General features: G+C 60.5%; 20 protein-coding genes. 7 read left to right on the forward strand and 13 right to left on the reverse strand.

Going from position 1 to position 21,614, the window contains the following annotated elements; genetic code table 11:
• Positions 1-6 precede the first annotated feature (6 nt).
• Together pta and BW33_RS06295 are read left to right on the forward strand one after the other, a co-directional pair.
• Positions 7-2,106 (forward strand): phosphate acetyltransferase, encoded by a 2,100-nt coding sequence (gene pta / locus BW33_RS06290; RefSeq protein WP_047597833.1) that lies wholly within the window; start codon positions 7-9, stop codon positions 2,104-2,106.
• Positions 2,107-3,012: an acyltransferase gene (locus BW33_RS06295; protein ID WP_047597834.1), complete on the forward strand. Its 906-nt coding sequence runs from the start codon at positions 2,107-2,109 to the stop codon at positions 3,010-3,012. It abuts the gene before it with no gap.
• A 705-nt stretch (positions 3,013-3,717) separates the two neighbouring features.
• On the opposite strand, the gene cysN is transcribed toward BW33_RS06295, so the two are convergent.
• From cysN to BW33_RS06310, 3 genes are all read right to left on the reverse strand, one after another.
• Positions 3,718-5,616, reverse strand: coding sequence for a sulfate adenylyltransferase subunit CysN (gene cysN / locus BW33_RS06300; RefSeq protein ID WP_047597835.1), 1,899 nt, complete (start codon positions 5,614-5,616; stop codon positions 3,718-3,720).
• Between the two features lie 9 nt (positions 5,617-5,625).
• Positions 5,626-6,543, reverse strand: a complete 918-nt coding sequence (gene cysD / locus BW33_RS06305) for a sulfate adenylyltransferase subunit CysD (RefSeq protein ID WP_003221715.1) — start codon at positions 6,541-6,543, stop codon at positions 5,626-5,628.
• Between the two features lie 254 nt (positions 6,544-6,797).
• Positions 6,798-7,556 (reverse strand): Nif3-like dinuclear metal center hexameric protein, encoded by a 759-nt coding sequence (locus BW33_RS06310; protein ID WP_047597837.1) that lies wholly within the window; start codon positions 7,554-7,556, stop codon positions 6,798-6,800.
• Positions 7,557-7,659: 103 nt separating this feature from the next.
• Here BW33_RS06310 and algW point away from each other — a divergent pair, with 103 nt between their 5' ends.
• From algW to BW33_RS06325, 3 genes are all read left to right on the forward strand, one after another.
• Positions 7,660-8,814 carry a Do family serine endopeptidase AlgW gene (gene algW, locus BW33_RS06315; protein WP_047597839.1) on the forward strand — a complete coding sequence of 385 codons (1,155 nt, stop codon included), beginning with the start codon at positions 7,660-7,662 and terminating at the stop codon, positions 8,812-8,814.
• 88 nt (positions 8,815-8,902) lie between these two features.
• Positions 8,903-11,008, forward strand: a complete 2,106-nt coding sequence (locus BW33_RS06320; RefSeq protein ID WP_047597840.1) for a TonB-dependent siderophore receptor — start codon at positions 8,903-8,905, stop codon at positions 11,006-11,008.
• Between the two features lie 12 nt (positions 11,009-11,020).
• Entirely contained in the window at positions 11,021-11,740 is a 720-nt protein-coding gene (locus BW33_RS06325; RefSeq protein WP_047597842.1) for a DUF4198 domain-containing protein, read from the forward strand.
• A 119-nt stretch (positions 11,741-11,859) separates the two neighbouring features.
• Here the strand turns inward: BW33_RS06325 and hisC are convergent, their stop codons facing one another.
• The 10 genes from hisC to BW33_RS06375 form a co-directional block, all read right to left on the reverse strand.
• Positions 11,860-12,912 (reverse strand): histidinol-phosphate transaminase, encoded by a 1,053-nt coding sequence (gene hisC, locus BW33_RS06330; RefSeq protein ID WP_047597843.1) that lies wholly within the window; start codon positions 12,910-12,912, stop codon positions 11,860-11,862.
• Positions 12,913-12,914: 2 nt separating this feature from the next.
• Positions 12,915-14,252, reverse strand: a complete 1,338-nt coding sequence (gene hisD, locus BW33_RS06335; RefSeq protein WP_003221712.1) for a histidinol dehydrogenase — start codon at positions 14,250-14,252, stop codon at positions 12,915-12,917.
• A gap of 125 nt (positions 14,253-14,377) precedes the next feature.
• Positions 14,378-15,013 (reverse strand): ATP phosphoribosyltransferase, encoded by a 636-nt coding sequence (gene hisG, locus BW33_RS06340; protein WP_007912384.1) that lies wholly within the window; start codon positions 15,011-15,013, stop codon positions 14,378-14,380.
• A gap of 141 nt (positions 15,014-15,154) precedes the next feature.
• On the reverse strand, positions 15,155-16,420 hold the full coding sequence (gene murA / locus BW33_RS06345; RefSeq protein WP_047291321.1) for a UDP-N-acetylglucosamine 1-carboxyvinyltransferase: 1,266 nt from the start codon (positions 16,418-16,420) through the stop codon (positions 15,155-15,157).
• A 22-nt stretch (positions 16,421-16,442) separates the two neighbouring features.
• Positions 16,443-16,682 (reverse strand): BolA family protein, encoded by a 240-nt coding sequence (locus BW33_RS06350; protein WP_008085051.1) that lies wholly within the window; start codon positions 16,680-16,682, stop codon positions 16,443-16,445.
• A gap of 116 nt (positions 16,683-16,798) precedes the next feature.
• Positions 16,799-17,104, reverse strand: a complete 306-nt coding sequence (locus BW33_RS06355) for an STAS domain-containing protein (protein ID WP_047597845.1) — start codon at positions 17,102-17,104, stop codon at positions 16,799-16,801.
• The gene (locus BW33_RS06360) at positions 17,101-17,754 is read right to left on the reverse strand and encodes an MlaC/ttg2D family ABC transporter substrate-binding protein (protein WP_047597846.1); all 654 of its coding nucleotides are present in this window, start codon (positions 17,752-17,754) and stop codon (positions 17,101-17,103) included. Before BW33_RS06360 ends, BW33_RS06355 begins: the two co-directional genes overlap by 4 nt.
• 11 nt (positions 17,755-17,765) lie before the next feature.
• Positions 17,766-18,233: an outer membrane lipid asymmetry maintenance protein MlaD gene (gene mlaD, locus BW33_RS06365; protein ID WP_007967220.1), complete on the reverse strand. Its 468-nt coding sequence runs from the start codon at positions 18,231-18,233 to the stop codon at positions 17,766-17,768.
• A complete protein-coding gene (mlaE, locus tag BW33_RS06370) occupies positions 18,233-19,030 on the reverse strand; it encodes a lipid asymmetry maintenance ABC transporter permease subunit MlaE (RefSeq protein WP_003221704.1) in 798 nt (265 codons plus the stop codon). Before mlaE ends, mlaD begins: the two co-directional genes overlap by 1 nt.
• The gene (locus tag BW33_RS06375; protein ID WP_003221703.1) at positions 19,030-19,839 is read right to left on the reverse strand and encodes an ATP-binding cassette domain-containing protein; all 810 of its coding nucleotides are present in this window, start codon (positions 19,837-19,839) and stop codon (positions 19,030-19,032) included. The genes mlaE and BW33_RS06375 overlap by 1 nt, the downstream gene beginning before the upstream one ends.
• Positions 19,840-20,114: 275 nt before the next feature.
• On the opposite strand from BW33_RS06375, the gene BW33_RS06380 reads away from it, so the two are divergent.
• Entirely contained in the window at positions 20,115-21,089 is a 975-nt protein-coding gene (locus BW33_RS06380; RefSeq protein WP_027610849.1) for a KpsF/GutQ family sugar-phosphate isomerase, read from the forward strand.
• Entirely contained in the window at positions 21,089-21,613 is a 525-nt protein-coding gene (locus BW33_RS06385) for a KdsC family phosphatase (RefSeq protein ID WP_007967216.1), read from the forward strand. The genes BW33_RS06380 and BW33_RS06385 overlap by 1 nt, the downstream gene beginning before the upstream one ends.
• Position 21,614 lies beyond the last annotated feature (1 nt).

The raw sequence follows: 21,614 nt of genomic DNA on the forward strand, positions 1-21,614 counted from the left end.
ATCCGCATGCAAACTTTTTTTATCGCGCCCACCGATTTTGGCGTGGGTCTGACCTCCATCAGCCTCGGGCTGGTGCGTACCCTGGAGCGGGCCGGACTGAAAGTCGGCTTCTTCAAACCGATTGCCCAGCCGCATCCGGGCGACACCGGCCCTGAGCGTTCCACTGAACTGGTGGCGCGCACCCACGGCCTGAAACCGCCGCAACCACTGGGTCTGGCCCACGTCGAGCGAATGCTCGGCGACGGTCAGCTCGATGAGTTGCTCGAAGAAATCATCGCCTTGTATCAGCAAGCTGCCATCGGCAAAGACGTGCTGGTAGTCGAAGGCATGGTGCCGACCCGCAGCGCCAGTTACGCCGCGCGGGTCAATTTGCACCTGGCGAAAAGCCTCGATGCCGAGGTGATTCTGGTCTCGGCGCCGGAGAATGAAGTGCTCGCCGAACTCTCCGGCCGCGTCGAATTGCAGGCGCAATTGTTCGGCGGCCCGAAAGACCCGAAAGTCCTCGGTGTGATCCTCAACAAGGTCAAGACCGACGAAAGCATGGACGCCTTCGCCACGCGCCTCAAAGAGCATTCGCCGTTGTTGCGCAGCGGTGATTTCCGTCTGCTCGGTTGCATTCCGTTCCAGCCCGAACTCAACGCACCGCGTACCCGCGACGTCGCCGACCTGATGGGCGCGCAGGTGCTCAACGCCGGCGATTACGAAACCCGGCGCATGACCAAAATCATTATTTGCGCACGCACCATGCGCAACACCGTCGAGCTGCTCAAGCCCGGCGTGTTGGTGGTGACCCCGGGCGACCGCGACGACATCATCCTCGCGGTCAGCCTCGCGGCGTTGAACGGCGTACCGCTGGCCGGGCTGTTGTTGACCAGCGACACCCTGCCCGATCCGCGCATCATGGACTTGTGCCGAGGCGCGTTGCAGGCCGGTCTGCCGGTGTTATCGGTGAGCACCGGCTCCTACGACACCGCCAACCTGCTCAATGGCCTGAACAAGGAAATCCCCATCGATGACCGCGAGCGCGCGGAGATCATCACTGACTTCGTCGCCAGCCATCTCGACGCCAAATGGCTGCATCAACGCTGCGGCACCCCGCGGGAAATGCGTCTGTCGCCAGCGGTGTTCCGCTATCAACTGATTCAACGGGCGCAGTCGGCGAACAAACGCATCGTCCTGCCCGAAGGCAGCGAGCCGCTCACCGTGCAAGCGGCGGCGATCTGCCAGGAGCGCGGCATTGCCCGTTGCGTGTTACTGGCCAAACCCGAGGACGTCGAAGCCGTGGCCCGTGCGCAGGGCATCGAGTTGCCGCCGGGGCTGGAGATTCTCGATCCGGACCTGATCCGCGAGCGCTACATCGAGCCGATGGTCGCCCTGCGCAAAAGCAAAAGCCTCAACGCGCCGATGGCCGAACAGCAACTGGAAGACACCGTGGTGATCGGCACCATGATGCTCGCGCTGGATGAAGTCGACGGCCTGGTCTCGGGCGTGATCAACACCACCGCCAACACCATCCGCCCGGCCCTGCAGCTGATCAAGACCGCACCCGGCTGCACGCTGGTGTCGTCGGTGTTCTTCATGCTGTTCCCCGAAGAAGTGCTGGTCTATGGCGACTGCGTGATGAACCCGCACCCGAGCGCTGCCGAACTGGCGGAGATCGCCCTGCAAAGCGCGGATTCCGCAGCAGCATTCGGCATCACCCCGCGGGTGGCGATGATCAGTTACTCCAGCGGCGAATCGGCCACAGGCGAAGAAGTCGAGAAAGTCCGCGAAGCCACCCTGCTCGCCCACGAGCAACAGCACTCGCTGCTGATCGACGGCCCGCTGCAATACGACGCCGCTGCCAACGCAGACGTCGCCCGGCAACTGGCGCCGAACAGCCAGGTGGCCGGTCGCGCCACGGTGTTCGTGTTCCCCGACCTGAACACCGGCAACACCACCCACAAAGCCGTGCAGCGCAGCGCCGACTGCGTCAGCCTCGGCCCGATGCTGCAAGGCCTGCGCAAACCGGTGAACGATCTGCCGCGCGGCGCGCAGGTCGACGACATCGTCTACACCATCGCCCTGACCGCGATTCAAGCCGCCAACCGACCTATGGATGTGTAAATGCTGGACTTCCTGCCCGCCCCGATTCGCGGCGTCATCGCCGCGCTGCTGTTGGCGCTCAATACGATTTTGCTGTGCTCGTTCCTGTTCTGCGTGGCGCTGATCAAAGTGCTGCCGTTCGACCTCGCACGCCGCGCCTCACTGTGGCTGATGAGCCACACCCACGAAGCCTGGATCAGCAACAACAAAGGCTGGATGAACCTGGTGCGCCGCACGCGCTGGCACATCAGCGGCCTGCAAGGTCTGGACTACCAACACTCGTACCTGATCACCAGCAACCACCAGAGCTGGGTCGACATTCTGGTGCTGCAATACGTGCTCAACCGCCGGATCCAGCCGCTGAAATTCTTCCTCAAGCAAGAGCTGATCTGGGTCCCGGTGATCGGTCTGGCCTGGTGGGCGCTGGGCTTCCCGTTCATGAAGCGCTACTCCAAGGCGTACCTGGAAAAGCACCCGGAGAAGAAAGGCAAAGACCTGGAAACCACGCGCAAGACCTGCGCGAAATTCCGCAACAACCCGGTGGGGATTTTCAACTTCGTCGAAGGCACACGCTTCACCGAAGGCAAGCACGCGCAGCAGCAGTCGCCGTTCAAATACCTGCTCAAACCCAAGGCGGGTGGCATCGCCTTCGTGCTGGACGCGATGGGTGAGCAACTGGAGTCGATCGTCAACGTGACCATTCACTACCCGGGCGGGCGTCCGGGTTTCTGGGATCTGCTGTGCGGCAACGTGCGCGACGTGGTGGTGCACTTTGAAGAACTGAAAATCCCGCCGGCCTTCATCGGCAAGAACTACGACCAGGACGGCGAATATCGCCTGCAATTCCAGGGCTGGATCAATCAGCTGTGGCAGGACAAGGATGCGCTGCTGGAACAGATGCACCGCGAATTCCCAGACAAACGCTAATCCCTGCAGGAGTGAGCCTGCTCGCGATAGCAGTGGATCAGCCCCTCCCAATGTTGAATGACACACCGCCATCGCGAGCAGGCTCACTCCTACAATTGGATCAAGTGTATCCAGTTGGAGATTGGTCGCTCGCAGGCCGCCTTCGCTGGCAAGCCAGCTCCCACAAAATCAAGATCAAAAGATCGCAGCCTTCGGCAGCTCCTACAGGGAAGATAAGTACAACCCGCACGCGGCGCAGCCGCCCCACTCCAGGATGAGCGCAAGCTCGGCTGCAGCTCTTGATCTTGATCTTGACTCACAGGCGACATCGGAAGGCTGAGTGGAGGGATTGATCCGGGGGTGGGAGCGCAGCGACCGTTTGGCGAAGCCAAACACAGCGAGAGGAGGTGCAGCGAAGCAAACCGTAGGCGCTGCGCCCGGATCAATCCCGGAGCGAAGGGACCCCGAGCCCCAGCGAGCGGGCCGAACGCAGGAGCAAGCCTTTTGGGTTACCTTTTCGGCGTTTGGAAAAGGTGACCCGCCGTAAGGGCGGAACCATAATCAGCCGTTACCGCAGCAACGGATATACACCCAAAACCCCAGGAGCATGGTCGGCCCAAAGCCCGCCATCGCCGGCAGGCCAGCTCCCACACTTGACCGAATCACCCCCAAAAAAAAGCCCGCCAATGATCACTCATCCGCGGGCCTTTCATTTCCGGCTAACGCTTAAATCGCGCCACGCTTGCGCAGCAGATCCAACACCTGCTTGACGCTTTCTTCCAGCGACAGCGACTGCGTATCGATCACCAGATCGGCATTCAGCGGCACATCGTACGGGAAGGACTCACCCGGAATATTATCGCCACCCGCAGCATACAAGCCCTGCGGATCACGCTCGGCACACACCGCCGGCGAAGCCTGCACATAAACCGTCAGCAGACGCTCCTTGCCGATCAGATCCCTGGCCTGCTCACGACCTTCAGCGCTCGGCGCCACAAACGCAGCCAGGGTCAACAGACCGGCCTCGTTGAACTGACGCGCCACATGCGCAGCACGACGCCAGTTCTCGGTACGACCGGCACGATCCTGCGGCAGGCCTTTGTTCAGATCCTGACGCAGATTCTGACCATCCAGCACAAACACTGCACGGCCCATGTCGAACAGCTTGCGCTCGACCGCATAGGCCAGCGTGCTCTTGCCCGCGCCCGACAGACCGCTGAACAGCACGGTCGCCGGTTGCTGGCCGAAGCGCTGGGCACGTTCCTCAGTGGCAACATGAGCCAGTTTGCCGTGGTGCGAAGCAGTCCCGTGAGCCACTGGCTGAGCAACGATCATGCCGGCGCCGACGGTGCCGTTGGTCAGGCGATCAATAACGATGAACGCGCCAGTGGTGCGGTTGCTGTCGTAACCGTCGAGAGCGATCGGCGCGTCGAGCGCGATCTTCACCTTGCCGATTTCGTTGAGCTGCAACGCGCTCGCCGGGCCTTCTTCAAGGGTGTTCACGTCGACCTTGTTGACGATGCTGGCAATCGAGCCCGGCACGTAACTGGTCGCGCGTTTGATGTCGTACTTCTTGCCCGGCAGCATCGGCTCTTCAGCCATCCACACCAGCATCGCTTCGAAGCTGTCGGTGACTGGCGGCACGTTGTCGGCATGCACCAGCAAGTCGCCGCGGGAGATGTCGATTTCATCTTCCATCGTCAGCGTCACCGCCTGACCAGGGCCTGCGTGCTCCAGTTCACCTTCGAAGGTGACGATGGATTTGACGCGACTGCTCTTGCCCGACGGCAGAACAACCACTTCGTCGCCCTTGTGCACGATGCCGCTGGCCAGCGTGCCGGCGAAACCGCGGAAGTTCAGATTCGGACGGTTGACGTACTGCACCGGGAAACGCAGATCGGTGAAGTTGCGGTCGCCCGCCACTTCCACGGTCTCGAGAATTTCCATCAACGACTGGCCGGTGTACCACGGCGAGCGCTCGGACTTGTTCACCACGTTGTCGCCCTTGAGAGCAGACATCGGCACGAAGTGCATGCTGGTCGGCTTCATCTTCAAGCCTTCGGCAAACTTCAGGTAGTCGGCCTTGATCGACTCGAATACGCCTTCATCGAAGTCTTTCAGGTCCATCTTGTTGATGGCGACAACAATGTGTTTGATGCCCAGCAGCGAGGCGATGAAGCTGTGGCGACGGGTCTGGGTCTGCACGCCGTAACGGGCGTCGACCAGGATGATCGCCAGGTCACAGGTGGACGCACCGGTGGCCATGTTGCGGGTGTACTGCTCATGGCCTGGGGTGTCGGCGATGATGAATTTGCGTTTGGCGGTGGAGAAATAGCGGTAGGCGACATCGATGGTGATGCCCTGCTCACGCTCGGCCTGCAGGCCGTCGACCAGCAACGCCAGGTCGATGTCGTCACCGGTGGTGCCGACTTTCTTCGAATCGCGGGTAATCGCTTCCAGGTGATCTTCGTAGATCATCTTGGAGTCGTGCAGCAGACGCCCGATCAGGGTGCTCTTGCCGTCATCGACGTTACCGCAGGTCAAAAAGCGCAGCAGCTCTTTACGTTCGTGCTGGCCCAGGTAGGCGAGGATGTCCTCGCTGATCAAATCAGATGCGTGCGACATGACAACCCCTTAGAAATAACCCTGACGTTTCTTGTCTTCCATCGAGCCTGCGCCATCGTGGTCGATGACCCGGCCCTGGCGCTCGGAAGTTCGCGTCAGGAGCATTTCCTGAATGATGTCCGTGAGGGTTTCAGCCTCGGACTCCACCGCGCCCGTCAACGGGTAGCAGCCAAGGGTACGGAAACGCACTTTCTTTTTGACGATGCGTGCCTTGTCCTCATCGGACAGGTGTTCGAGGATACGGTCGTCGTCGATCATGATCAGCGTGCCGTTCTTCTCGATCACTTCACGCTCGGCGGCGAAGTACAGCGGCACAATCGGGATGCCTTCGAGGTAGATGTACTGCCAAATGTCCAGCTCGGTCCAGTTCGACAACGGGAACACCCGAATGGATTCGCCCTTGTTGACCTTGCCGTTGTAGACGTTCCACAGCTCCGGACGCTGGTTCTTCGGATCCCAGCGGTGCTTGCTGTCGCGGAACGAGTACACGCGCTCCTTGGCGCGGGATTTCTCTTCATCGCGACGGGCGCCGCCGAACGCTGCGTCGAAACCATGCTTGTCGAGCGCCTGCTTGAGGCCCTCAGTCTTCATGATATCGGTGTGCTTGGCACTGCCGTGGGTGAACGGGTTGATGTTCTGCGCCACGCCATCGGGGTTGATGTGGGTGATCAGGTCCAGGCCCAGCTCTTCGACCATCTTGTCGCGGAACTTGTACATTTCCTGGAATTTCCAGCGAGTGTCGACGTGCATCACCGGAAACGGCAGTTTGCCCGGGAAGAACGCCTTGCGTGCCAGATGCAGCATCACGGCGGAGTCTTTACCGATGGAGTACAGCATCACCGGGTTGTCGAACTCGGCGGCCACCTCGCGGATGATGTGGATGCTTTCCGCCTCCAGCTGTTTCAGATGCGTCAGTTTGTCGACCATGGCTACTCACGAAAACTTTCTTATGAACGGCCAGCGGGCCGTGTTCGAGCGGGGAATCCTAGCACAGCGACCTCTTCTAATCAGGACACCTACTAGATCGAAAGGGCATATCAATATGCCCACCGGTTTGCCCCGGTTCTCCCCTGTAGGAGCTGCCGAAGGCTGCGATCTTTTGATCTTGCTTTTAAAAAACAAAGTCAAAAGATCGCAGCCTTCGGCAGCTCCTACGCAGGTACACAGGGAACGGTGATAGGTCAGATCGGGTTCGGGCAATCGATGAAGATGTGTTCGAGGGCGAAACGTTTTGCCAGGTAGTCACCCAGCGCCTGTACGCCATAGCGCTCGGTGGCGTGGTGGCCGGCGGCGATGAAGCTGACGTCGTTTTCCCGAGCGCTGTGGAAGGTCTGCTCGGAGGCTTCGCCGCTGAGGAACAGATCAACACCCGCCGCCACGCCCTGATCGATATAACCCTGCCCGCCGCCAGTGCACCAGCCGACCCGACGAATCATCGCAGTGCCCTCGACCAGCAGCGGCTCGCGGCCCATGACTTCCTGGACTTTTCGCGCGAAATCACGCGGAGTCATTGGCTCGCTCAACGACCCGACCAGCCCGACGATTTTCAGGTTGTCCGGGTCCAGCGGCCCTTCGACGGTGATGTCCAGCTGACGCGCCAGTTGCACGTTATTGCCGACCTCCGGGTGCAGATCCAGCGGCAAGTGGTAGGCGAGCAGGCTGATGTCGTGCTTGAGCAACGTCTTCAAGCGACGCTGCTTCATGCCGGTGATGCACGGGTTCTCGCCTTTCCAGAAATAACCGTGATGCACCAGCACCAGATCGGCCTCGGCTTCCACGGCGGCATCGAGCAAGGCCTGACTGGCGGTGACGCCACTGACGATGCGCATCACTTGCGGACGGCCTTCGACCTGCAGTCCGTTGGGGCAATAATCGGCGATTTTTGCACTGCCAAGGTAACGGTCGGCTTCTTCGACGAGGGTGCTGAGGGCGACGGCCATGAAAGACTCCTAAATATCCCGTTCAGAGGCGCGCGCGGCCTCGTATAATGCGCGACATTATGGGCGGTCTGACCCCGCCTGCAACTTTTCCAGGACGTGCTTAATGCTCAAGGCGCTGCGTTTTTTCGGCTGGCCGCTGTTGGCCGGTGTGCTTATCGCTCTGTTGATTATTCAGCGTTACCCGCAGTGGGTCGGGCTGCCGAGCCTCGACGTCAACCTGCAACAGGCCCCGCAAACCACCAGTGTGCAGCAGGGGCCGGTGTCCTATGCCGACGCGGTGACCATCGCCGCACCGTCGGTGGTCAACCTCTACACCACCAAGGTCATCAACAAACCGGCGCACCCGCTGTTTGAAGACCCGCAGTTCCGGCGCTTCTTCGGTGACAACTCGCCGAAGCAGAAACGCATGGAATCGAGCCTCGGTTCCGGCGTGATCATGAGCCCCGAAGGCTACATTCTGACCAACAACCACGTGACCACCGGCGCCGACCAGATCGTGGTGGCGCTCAAGGACGGTCGCGAAACCCTCGCCCGCGTCATCGGCAGCGACCCGGAAACCGACCTCGCGGTGTTGAAGATCGACCTGAAAAACCTCCCGGCGATCACCGTCGGCCGCTCCGACAGCATCCGCATCGGCGACGTCGCGCTGGCCATCGGCAACCCGTTCGGCGTCGGCCAGACCGTGACCATGGGCATCATCAGCGCCACCGGGCGTAACCAGTTGGGCCTGAACAACTACGAAGACTTCATCCAGACCGACGCGGCGATCAACCCGGGCAACTCCGGCGGCGCACTGGTCGATGCCAACGGCAACCTCACCGGGATCAACACGGCGATCTTCTCCAAGTCCGGTGGCTCGCAGGGCATCGGTTTTGCGATCCCGGTGAAACTGGCAATGGAAGTAATGAAGTCGATCATCGAGCACGGTCAGGTGATTCGTGGCTGGCTCGGTATTGAAGTGCAGCCGCTGACCCAGGAACTGGCCGAATCGTTTGGCCTGTCCGGACGTCCGGGGATTGTCGTGGCGGGAATCTTCCGCGATGGCCCGGCACAGAAGGCCGGCCTGCAACTGGGTGACGTGATTCTGAGCATCGACGGCGAACCGGCCGGTGATGGCCGCAAGTCCATGAACCAGGTGGCGCGGATCAAACCGACCGACAAGGTCACGATTCAGGTCATGCGCAACGGCAAGGAGATCAAGCTGACCGCAGAAATCGGCCTGCGTCCGCCGCCGGCTCCGGTGAAAGAACAAGAGTAAAACTTTATTCGCGCCGAAGTGCGCGAATGAAAGGCACTCTCAACAGACATGTTATATTGTTTCAATTTAACGATTGGAACAACATAACATGTCGTCTCGAAAAAAGGCTTCACTGCTTGGCCTGACCCTGGGCCTGCTGGGCGATCCGGTCTTCGCCGAAGATCCGCAACCCCTCGAACTCGACGCCATCAGCGTCACTTCCGATTACGAATCCGCCAGCGGGCCGGTCAGCGGCTACCGCACGACGCGCTCCGCCAGTGCAACCAAAACCGACACCGCCATCCGCGACATTCCCCAAGCGATCAGCGTGGTGCCGGCCAGCGTGCTCAAGGATCTGGGCAGCCACAATGTCGAACGCGCACTGGAGTTTGCCGGCGGCGTGTCGAAGCAGAACAATTTTGGCGGCCTGACGCTGTACGAATACAGCGTGCGCGGCTTCACCACCTCGGAATTCTACAAGGACGGTTTCAGCGCCAATCGCGGCTATCCGGCCACACCCGACGCCGCCAATGTGGAGCGCATCGAAGTCCTCAAAGGCCCGGCTGCGAGCCTGTATGGCCGAGGCGATCCGGGCGGCACGGTGAACATCGTCACCAAAAAACCGCAGCCCGAAGCGTTCACCACTCTGCAGACCAGCGCTGGCAGCTGGGATCGTTATCGCACGGCACTGGACGTCAACACGCCGCTCGACGAACAGGGTGATGTGCTCTCGCGGATCAACCTGGCGGTCGAAGACAACCATAGCTTCCGTGATCACGTCGACAGCCAGCGGGTATTCGTCGCACCTTCGATCAGTTGGCAACTGAGCCCGGACACTTCGTTGTTGGTGGAAAGCGAAATCCTTCGGCACAACTCCACGTTCGACCGAGGAATCGTCGCGCCGAACAACAAATGGAGCGGCGTTTCGCGCTCGACCTTCCTCGGTGAACCGAACGACGGCAACATCGACAACCACAACAACCTGCTCCAGGCCAACCTCGAACATCACCTCAACGACAGCTGGAAACTGCGTCTGGCCAGCCACTACAAGGAAGGCAAACTGTGGGGCGACGCGTCTGAAAGTCGTGCGCTGAACGCCGATGGTCACACCGTCAACCGACGCTACCGCGAACGGGACACTCACTGGCACGACAGCATCACCCAATTGGAGCTGCGCGGTCTGTTCGACCTCGGCCCATGGCAGCACGAACTGCTGATCGGCACCGAATACGAGAACTTCCGCAAGAACGAACGCGTCACTACCATCGCTGGCGGTCCCTACGCCATCGACATCTACAAGCCGATCTACGGCCAACCGAAACCCAACGGCCCACGCTCGGGTACTGACTTCTTCGAACACGTCGAAAGCCACGCACTGAACCTGCAGGATCAAATCATCTTCACCGACAAACTGCGCGGGATGATCGGTGCACGCTTCGAGCACTTTGATCAACGCATCGACGATCACACCCGCAATGCCAAAAGCCAGCAGACTCACGACGCCCTCACCCAACGCGCCGGCCTGCTCTATCAGTTGACGCCAAACACCGGCCTGTTCGCCAACGCCTCGACCTCGTTCAAACCGAATAACGGCCTCGACGCCTCCGGCAAATCCTTCGATCCCGAAGAGGGCATCGGTTACGAAATCGGCATCAAGAACGAACTGTTCGACGAGCGCCTGAGCAGCACCCTCGCTTTCTTCCACATCGACAAGGAGAACGTCCTCGCCCTCGACCCGGGCACCGACACCAGCCGCGCGATGGGCAAGGCGCGCAGTCGCGGTTTCGACTGGCAAGTGACCGGGCAAGTGACCGATGCCGTGCGGGTGATTGGTGCCTTCGCTTACATCGACGCTGAAGTGACCAAGGGCGACGCGGCAATCCCGACCGGCAGCCGCATCCTTGGCGTAGCCAAGCGCAGTGGCAGCCTGCTCGGCGTCTACGAGTTTCAGGACGGCCATTTGCGCGGCTCGGACGTCGGCGCGGCGTTCACCTATGTCGGTGATCGCTCCGGTGAAGCCGGCGGTGATTTTGAAATGCCGGCCTATCACACCGTCGATCTGCTGGCCCATTACAAGGCCAGCGACAACGTCACGGTTGGCCTGAACCTGAACAACCTCTTCGACGAAAAATACTACGAGCGCTCCTACAGCAATTACTGGGTCAACCCCGGCGAGCCGCGCAATTTCACCGTCAGCCTGACACTCAACCTGTAAAAGGACGTCACCATGCAATACGGCAAAACCCTGCTGATCATCGCCGCCCTGTTCGCCACTCAGGCCTCGGCCCACGGCCTGTGGACCGAACAACGGCGCGGCAACATCGAAGTGGTCTACGGCCACGGCGCCGAAGACAATGCCTTCAAGGCGCAGAAAATCAGCGGCGCCTGGGCCTACGATGCCGGTGGCAAGATGATCCCGGTCAGCGTCGAACGCCTGGCTGATCACGCACGTCTCAAGCCTCTCAAGCCGCCGGCAGTACTGGCCGTCGCACTGAACAACGGCATGTGGTCGCAAACCGCCGACAAGAAATGGATCAACGAAGGCCGCAGCAAAGTGCCGGGCGCTGTCGAAGCCACCGAGACGTTCAAATACAGCCTGGCGATTTATCAGCCGGGGGCGAAGTTGCCGAGGCTCGAGCAGATCAAGTTGCTGATTTTGCCGGAGGTCGACCCACTGACCGTCGGCCCGGGCAAATCACTGCCGGTACGGGTGCTGCTCGATGGCAAACCGGCAGCGGGCGTGAAGCTGATTGGCGACTATCGTAATGCGCCGAACACTCTGAGCACCGAGACGGACAAGGACGGACGCGCGCAGGTGCTGGTGCGTAATGAAGGGTTGAACGTGATTGCAGCGCAGGTTGAAGTGCCGGTGAAGGACAGCGCTGATGTGAACAGTCGCGGGCTGTTCAGTTCACTGACGTTCCTTGGCGAACCGCATCACGAATAACCAACACAAAACCAATGTGGGAGCGAGCCTGCTCGCGAAGGGGGCTAAACATTCAGCAAGGATGTTGAATGAAAAACCGCTTTCGCGAGCAGGCTCGCTCCCACAGGTTCAGCGGCGGTTTAGAGTTCGCCGAGGCCGTCGATCAGCGCCTGGTTCTGCTCCGGCGTACCAATCGAAATCCGCAGGAACTGGGCAATCCGCTCCTGCTTGAAGTGGCGCACGATCACGCCCTGCTCGCGCAACCTGGCTGCCAGCCCCGCTGCATCGTGTTGCGGGTGACGGGCGAAGATGAAGTTCGCCGCCGACGGCAGCACCTCAAAGCCCTTGGTCTGCAACTGCGCGATCACCCACTCACGACTCTCGATCACCAGACGGCACGTCTTGTCGAAGTACTCACGATCTTCGAACGCCGCCGCCGCGCCGACAATCGCCAGACGATCCAGCGGGTAGGAGTTGAAGCTGTTCTTGATCCGCTCCAGCGCTTCGATCAGATCCGGGTGCCCCACCGCCAGACCCACCCGCAGGCCAGCCAGCGAGCGCGACTTGGACAGGGTCTGGGTCACCAGCAGGTTTGGATAGCGGTCCACCAGACTGATCGCTGTTTCGCCGCCGAAGTCGATATAAGCCTCGTCCACCACGACCACCGAATCCGGGCTGGCCTTGAGGATCTGCTCGACCGCTTGCAGCGCCAGCAGGCAACCGGTCGGTGCGTTCGGGTTCGGGAAGATGATCCCGCCGTTCGGTTTGGCGTAGTCCGCCGGGTTGATCTGGAACTGCGCATCCAGCGGCACGGCATCGAACTGGATACCGTACAGACCGCAATACACCGGATAGAAGCTGTAGCTGATGTCCGGGAACAGCAGCGGCTGCTCGTGTTGCAACAGACCATGAAAAATGTGCGCGAGCACTTCGTCCGAACCGTTGCCGAGGAACACCTGATTGCTCTGCACGCCGTAGTGGTTGGCGACGGCGGTTTTCAGCAGATCGCTGTTCGGGTCCGGGTACAGGCGCAGATTGTCGTTGAGCTCGACCTGCATCGCCGCCAGAGCTTTGGGCGACGGGCCGTAGGGGTTTTCGTTAGTGTTGAGCTTGACCAGTTTGGTCAGCTTCGGCTGCTCGCCCGGTACATACGGCACCAGATCCTTGACGAACGGACTCCAGAATTTACTCATGTTCACTCCCCCTGCCCTTGCAGAAAATCTGCATCTTTAATGCGGTATTCAGCGCTGCGTGCGTGCGCGCTGAGGGATTCGCCGCGGGCCAGCACCGACGCGGTCTTGCCCAGCTCGGAAGCACCGGCCTCGGAGCAGAAGATGATCGACGAACGTTTCTGGAAGTCGTACACACCCAGCGGCGAGGAGAAACGCGCGGTGCCGGAAGTCGGCAACACGTGGTTCGGACCGGCGCAGTAATCGCCCAGCGCTTCGGAGGTGTGGCGGCCCATGAAGATCGCGCCGGCGTGACGGATCTGCGGCAACCACGCTTGTGGGTCGGCGACCGACAGCTCAAGGTGTTCCGGGGCGATGCGGTTGGCGACTTCGATGGCTTGCGCCATGTCGCGCACATGAATCAGTGCACCGCGACCATTGATCGAGGTTTCGATGATGGTTGCGCGGTCCATGGTCGGCAGCAGTTTGTCGATGCTGGCGGCGACCTTGTCGAGGAACTCGGCGTCGGGGCTGACCAGAATGGCCTGCGCGTCTTCGTCGTGCTCGGCCTGGGAAAACAGGTCCATGGCAATCCAGTCCGGATCGGTCTGGCCGTCGCACACCACGAGGATTTCCGACGGGCCGGCGATCATGTCAATGCCGACCTGACCGAACACGTGACGCTTGGCGGTGGCGACATAGATGTTGCCCGGGCCGACGACCTTGTCCACCTGTGGCACGCTTTCAGTACCGTAAGCCAGCGCGGCAACCGCTTGCGCACCGCCGATGGTGAACACCCGGTCAACGCCGGCAATGCACGCCGCCGCCAGCACCAGCTCATTGATTTCACCGCGCGGGGTCGGCACGACCATGACCACTTCGGTCACGCCGGCGACCTTGGCCGGAATCGCGTTCATCAACACCGACGACGGGTACGACGCCTTGCCGCCCGGCACATACAGGCCGGCGCGATCCAGCGGCGTGACTTTCTGCCCGAGCACGGTGCCGTCGGCCTCGGTGTAGCTCCAGGAATCCTGCTTCTGTTTTTCGTGGTAGCTGCGCACCCGCGCCGCGGCTTTTTCCAGCGCTTCGCGCTGCGCCACGGTGATGCGGGTCAGGGCCAGTTCCAGGCGCTCGCGCGGCAGGATCAGGTCAGCCATCGAGGCGACTTCGAGGCCGTCGAACTTCTGGGTGAACTCGACCAGCGCCGCGTCACCGCGCTCGCGCACCGCCTTGATGATGTCCAGCACGCGCTGATTGACCGAGTCGTCAGACACACTTTCCCAGCTCAGCAGATGATCCAGATGATGCGCGAAATCCGGGTCAGCAGCATTGAGTCGGCGAATTGCAGTCGGTGCGGTCATAGCGAGAGCCTCATAGGAATGGCAAAAAACTCAGGCGCCCGAAACTATCATTCGATCCGCTTGGGCACCTGAGAATTCTGGCTATGAGGCGGATAGACGGCGCGACCAGGGGTCGCGCAGGTACATCAGCCGCGGTGTCGCGATTCCACTGCGTTGCGCAGCGTATCGATCAACGCCTGGATTCGGGCGTGTTGCATTTTCATCGAAGCCTTGTTGACCACCAGGCGCGAGCTGATCGTGGCGATCAGTTCCTGGGGTTCCAGGCCATTGGCGCGCAGGGTGTTGCCGGTGTCGACCACGTCGATGATCTTGTCGGCCAGACCGATCAGCGGCGCCAGTTCCATCGAGCCGTAGAGCTTGATGATGTCGACCTGACGGCCCTGCTCGGCGTAGTAACGCTTGGCAACGTTGACGAACTTGGTCGCCACGCGCAGACGGCCCTTGGGTTCCGGCGCACCGATCTTGCCGGCGGTCATCAGCTTGCACTGGGCAATCTGCAGATCCAGCGGCTCGTACAGGCCCTGACCGGTGTATTCCATCAACACGTCTTTACCGGCGACGCCGAGGTCGGCCGCGCCATGCTCGACATAGGTCGGCACATCGGTGGCACGCACGATCAACAGACGTACGTCATCCTGAGTGGTGGGGATGATCAGCTTGCGGCTCTTGTCCGGATTCTCGGTCGGCACGATGCCGGCTTCAGCGAGAAGCGGCAGAGTGTCGTCAAGGATGCGGCCCTTGGACAGTGCGATGGTCAACATGGGAAACGTCAGTCCTTATCAAGGTACTCATGTCCGGTCGCAATCGGCGCCGGACACACATCGAGGGCGTCTATCCAATGAAAAGACCTCCCTCGACTCGAAACAAATTCAGTGGACACGTCCCTGTGTCCAGTGCAGCTATCAGCCCGGAACGCGACGGATCTTGGCGCCCAGCATCTGCAGTTTTTCTTCGATGCACTCGTAACCACGGTCGATGTGGTAGATGCGGTCGATCAGGGTGTCGCCTTCGGCAACCAGTGCCGAGATCACCAGGCTGGCCGAAGCACGCAGGTCGGTGGCCATTACTGGCGCGCCTTTGAGGACTTCAGTACCGGTGACGATCGCTGTGTTGCCTTCGACCTGGATCTTGGCGCCCATGCGGTGCAGTTCGTACACGTGCATGAAACGGTTTTCGAAGATCGTCTCGATCACTGCACCGGTGCCTTCGGCAATGGCGTTGAGCGAGATGAACTGCGCCTGCATGTCGGTCGGGAACGCCGGGTACGGCGCTGTGCGCACGTTGACCGCTTTCGGGCGCTTGCCGTGCATGTTCAGCTCGATCCAGTCGTCACCGCTGGTGACTTCAGCGCCGGCTTCACGGAGCTTTTCCAGAACGGCTTCGAGGATGGTCGGGTCGGTGTCCTTGACCTTCACACGGCCACCGGTGACCGCAGCGGCCACCAGGTAGGTGCCGGTCTCGATACGGTCAGGCATGACTTTGTAGAAGCACGAACCCAGACGCTCGACGCCATCGATGGTGATGGTGTCGGTACCGGCGCCGGAAACCTTGGCGCCCATGGCGTTGAGGAAGTTCGCCAGGTCAACCACTTCTGGCTCGCGCGCAGCGTTCTGCAGCACGCTGCGGCCTTTGGCCAGGGCAGCCGCCATCATGATGTTTTCGGTACCGGTCACACTGACGGTATCGAAGAAGAAACTTGCGCCGCGCAGGCCGCCTTCAGGCGCCTTGGCCTTGATGTAGCCGCCTTCGACGTCGATCACCGCGCCCATGGCTTCGAGGCCACGGATGTGCAGGTCAACCGGACGCGAACCGATGGCGCAACCGCCAGGCAGGGCGACTTCGGCTTCGCCGAAACGCGCAACCATCGGGCCCAGTACCAGAATCGAGGCACGCATGGTTTTCACCAGTTCGTACGGCGCGATCAGGGTCTTGATGGTGCGTGGGTCGATTTCGACGCTGAGCTTCTCGTCGATCACCGGCTCGATGCCCATGCGACCGAACAGCTCGATCATGGTGGTGATGTCGTGCAGGTGCGGCAGGTTGCCAACGGTCACCGGGCCATCGCACAGCAGGGTGGCAGCCAGAATCGGCAGGGCGGAGTTCTTCGCCCCGGAGATACGGATTTCGCCATCAAGACGAACGCCACCGGTAATAATCAATTTATCCATAAGAATCTCGACGCCCTTGGGCTCAGGTGCGCTCGGCCCAGGCCGCGCTGCTGAAAAATTTCATAGTGACCGCATGGATGCTGCCATCGGTGATCCATGGGTTCAAATGGGCATAGACCTGCTGCTGACGCTTCACCGGGCTCAACGCCGCCAGTTCATCGCTAATCACGTTCAGCTGGAAATTGCAGCCTTCGCCCTCAACTTCTACCAACGTTCCGGGCAGCTTTCCTTCAAGGAAGCTCTTCACTTCTACGGCCTGCATGCTCAACCTCAATCGGCGCCCTGTGCGCACGGGTCGGACATCATACAAAAAAGCCCCGCGCCTGCGAACCCCGCATTGGCAGGACTCTGACGGGGGGCTTCTTTATCGATGCGGGTTCAGGGGTGCGCCAGCAACTCGGTCAGTTCACTGACCTGAGCGATTTCGCGCATATCTTCCGGCATCGCGCGGATGCTGACAGCCTTGCCGGCCGCCTGAGCATCGCGCATGAAGCACAGTAACAAGGACAAGCCGACGCTGCTGGACTTCTTCACTGCCGAACAATCGATGACCAGCGATGCCGCCTTGCTGGACTTGATCAGCGCCTGGCCTTCCTTGCGCAGGTCGGGACCTGTGCGGTAATCCAGCACTCCGCTGAGCAATAGCTCGTCGACCTCACTCATACGAATTGCCGCCTCATTCATTGCGCTGGCTTCGCGGCAGCTTTGTCGGTTTCTTCCTTGGCTTTGGCGACTTCACCGGCCCAACCATTGATGGTCTTGTCCAGATCGTTGCCATTGCGCTGCATCGCGTCGGCGAACTGATCACGGAACAGCTTGCCGATGTTGATGCCGTTGATGATCACATTGCGCAGTTTCCACTCGCCATTGATCTTCTCCAGCGTGTACTGCACAGGGTAGATCGCGCCGTTGTTGCCCTTGACGGTCATGCCGACGCTGGTGCGATCGCCGGACTCATCCTTGGCCGGATCAACGGTAATGCCCTGGTTGTTGTATTCGAGCAAGGCATTGCCATAGAACTGGAACAGGCCGCGCTTGAAGTTTTCCTGGAAGGTCTGCATCTGCGCCGGCGTGGCCTTGCGCGAGTACTTGACCGTCATGATGCTCTTGGAAATGCCTTCGGCATCCACTACGGGACCGACGATGGTGTTCAGCGCCGTGTAGAAGTCCTGCGGATCCTTCTTGTACTTTTCTTTATTGGCCGACAGGTCGGCCAGCATCCGGTTCGTGGTGTCCTGAATCAGGTCGTGCGCCGACTGTCCAGGCGCAGCGTTCGCCAACAGTGGCAGGGCCGCGAGCAACACCAACAGGCCACGTCGCAAGGTAGAGATCATTCAAAAGCTCCTCATTTGGCGTCTTTGCTAACGGTATTGAGCAGGAATTTACCGATCAGGTCTTCCAGTACCAGAGACGACTGCGTGTCGTGGATGGTTCCACCATCCTTCAGACGGGTGTCTTCGCCGCCCACGCTGATACCGATGTACTTCTCGCCCAACAGGCCAGCGGTCAGGATAGACGCTGTGGAGTCGGTCGGCAGGTTGTCGACCTTTTTATCCACTTGCAGGGTTACCCGACCGGTGAAGCTGTCGCGATCCAGATCGATGGCCGTGACCTTGCCGATGGTTACGCCAGCCATGGTCACTTTGGCTCTGACCGTTAAACCGGCGATATTGTCGAAGTAGGCATACAGTTTATAGGTGTCGGTGGTCGACGTCGGAGACAGGCCACTGACCCGCAGAGCAAGCAGCAACAAAGCCAGGATCCCTGCCAGCAGGAACAGGCCGACACCGATTTCCAGGGTGCGGTTTTGCATCAGAAATCTCCAAACATCAAAGCGGTCAGAATAAAGTCCAGGCCCAGTACTGCCAGCGAGGCAAATACTACGGTCTTGGTGGTGGCGCGACTGATGCCCTCGGAAGTGGGCTCACAGTCATAGCCTTGGAAAACGGCAATCCAGGTCACGACGAAGGCGAAAACGATACTTTTGATGACGCCGTTGAGCACATCGCTGGTGAAGTTCACGCTGTTCTGCATGTTCGCCCAGTAGGAGCCTTCATACACGCCAAGCCAGTCGACAGCCACCCACGAACCGCCCCAGATCCCCACCACGCTGAAAATCATCGCCAGCACCGGCAGGGAAATGAAACCGGCCCACAGGCGCGGGGCAATAATGTACTTGAGCGGATCGACACCGATCATTTCCAGGCTGGAAAGCTGTTCGGTGGACTTCATGTTGCCGATTTCCGCGGTCAGCGCCGAACCGGCACGCCCGGCAAACAGCAACGCCGTCACTACCGGCCCCAGTTCACGCAGCAACGTCAGGGCAACCATCTGCCCCACGGCCTGCTCCGAACCGTAGCTCGACAGAATACTGAAGCCCTGCAGCGCCAACACCATGCCGATGAAAATCCCCGACACGACGATGATCACCAGCGACATCACGCCAACCGAATGCAGTTGTTTGACCAGCAGGCCAAAACCGCCGCTGATGCCACCTCGACCGAGCAGGGCGTGGAACAGGAACAGGGTCGCGCGGCCAAACACCGCGACGGCGTCGATCGCCGCCTCGCCGAACCGGCGTACGCGTTCTATTAATGAAATTCTGCGCATCAGCGCTTCCCCAGAAGATCTGCGCGGTAATCCGTCGCTGGAAAATGATACGGCACCGGGCCATCGGGGTTGCCGGTCATGAACTGGCGAATACGCGGCTCATCCGAATTCATCAATTCGTCCGGCGTGCCCTGCCCCAGCACCTGACCATCACCCACTACATAGATGTAGTCAGCGATGCTCGCGGTTTCGGCCAGATCGTGAGAGACCACGATACTGGTGATTCCCAACGCATCGTTGAGCAGACGGATCAGGCGTACCAGCACGCCCATGGCGATCGGATCCTGACCGACGAACGGCTCGTCATACATGAGAATCTGCGGATCGAGCGCAATCGCCCGGGCCAGGGCGACCCGACGCTTCATGCCGCCGGACAGCTCGTCAGGCATCAGCTCGATCGCACCGCGCAGACCGACCGCCTGCAATTTGAGCAGGACGATGTCGCGGATCATTTCATCCGGCAATTGGGTATGAACGCGCAGGGGGAAAGCGACGTTCTCGAAGACATCGAGATCGGTAAACAGCGCGCCGCTCTGAAACAGCACGCCCATGTGCTTGCGCGCATCGAACAGATCACTGCGCGACAGTGTCGGCAGGTTCTGACCGTTGACCCAGACTTCGCCGCTGGAAGGACGCAACTGCGCACCCATCAAGCGCAACAAAGTGGTCTTGCCGCACCCGGAAGGTCCCATGATGCCGGTAACCTTGCCACGCGGGATGCGAATATCGACGTTATTGAAAATGCTGCGCGCACCGCGCTTGAAGGAGACTCCCTTCAGCTCGACCGCGTAGGCGTTATCGGCACTCATCTAAACTCCTTGCGATGCAGCCTCTCACTCGGACGCCTGGCTTTCCTTGGAAAGCACATACCTCCCGGGCAGGCCGAACTGGCGGCGAACTATATCACTGCAAAGGCCAAGCGCCCAAGGCCCATGCCCCCCAGTGTTCAGCGATATGACAGGGCCGCCCGCGCTTTTTCAGGGTTTTGGTGACGAGGAATGACAAAGCACGACGAACTTGCGTGAGGCTTTTCAACATAACCGCTATAATCGCCGCCTTTTCATCGGGCTATACGATTTCTGACATGAGCCAATCCAGCGACCTGATTCAATCGGCACAACGCACCATCCGCCTCGAAGTGGAAGCCGTACAAGGCTTGTTGCCCCATATCGACGCCGATTTCGTACGCGCTTGCGAGATGATTCTGGCCAGCAAGGGCCGTGTGGTCGTGGTCGGCATGGGCAAATCCGGGCACGTCGGCAACAAGATTGCCGCGACCCTGGCCAGTACCGGCACCCCGGCATTTTTCGTCCACCCGGCCGAAGCCAGCCATGGCGACATGGGCATGATCACCCGCGACGACGTGATCCTCGCCCTCTCCAACTCAGGCTCGACCAACGAAATCGTCACCCTGCTGCCATTGATCAAGCGCCTCGGCATCCAGCTGATCAGCCTCACCGGCAATCCGCAGTCGCCGCTGGCCAAGGCCGCCGAAGTCAATCTCAACGTTCACGTCGAGCACGAAGCCTGCCCACTGAACCTGGCACCGACTTCCTCGACCACTGCGGCGCTGGTCATGGGCGATGCCCTGGCCGTGGCGCTGCTGGAAGCGCGTGGTTTCACCGCCGAAGATTTCGCTTTTTCGCATCCGGGCGGCGCCTTGGGTCGACGCTTGCTGCTGAAAGTGGAAAACGTCATGCATGCCGGGCAAGAGCTGCCGCAAGTGCAGCGCGGCACCCTGCTCAAGGACGCGCTCATGGAAATGACCCGCAAAGGTCTGGGCATGACCGCGATCGTTGAAGCCGATGGCAAGCTGGCCGGGATCTTCACCGACGGCGATTTGCGCCGCACCCTGGATCGCAGCATCGACATCCGCAGCGCCACCATCGACCAGGTCATGACCGCACACGGCAAGACCGCACGGCCCGAGATGCTCGCCGCCGAAGCCCTGAAAATCATGGAAGACCACCGAATCAACGCACTGGTTGTCGTGGACGAAGAAGATCGCCCGATCGGCGCCTTCAACCTCTCCGATCTGCTGCGTGCAGGAGTGATGTAATGACCACCGATCTGCTGCAACGCGGCAAAGCGATCAAACTGGCGGTGTTCGACGTCGACGGCGTCCTCACCGACGGGCGCCTGTACTTCCTCGAAGACGGCAGCGAATTCAAGACCTTCAACACCCTCGACGGCCAAGGCATCAAGATGCTGATGAATGCCGGTGTCGAGACCGCCATCATCAGCGGCCGCAAGACTCCGGTGGTTGAACGCCGGGCGAAGAACCTCGGTATCCCGCACCTGTTTCAGGGTCGCGAAGACAAATTGGTGGTTCTGGACGGTCTACTGGCGCAACTGGGCCTAAGCTATGAACAGGTCGCCTACCTCGGTGACGACTTGCCTGACCTGCCGGTGATTCGTCGCGTGGGCCTGGGCATGGCCGTTGCCAATGCCGCCGACTTCGTGCGCGAACACGCCCATGGCGTCACTCGGGCCCGCGGTGGCGAAGGTGCCGCCCGTGAATTCTGCGAATTGATCCTGCGCGCCCAGGGCCGCCTCGATGCGGCCAACGCCGCGTACCTGTGAG

It is taken from the genome of Pseudomonas sp. RIT288 (genome assembly GCF_000631985.1).
Lineage (GTDB): Bacteria > Pseudomonadota > Gammaproteobacteria > Pseudomonadales > Pseudomonadaceae > Aquipseudomonas.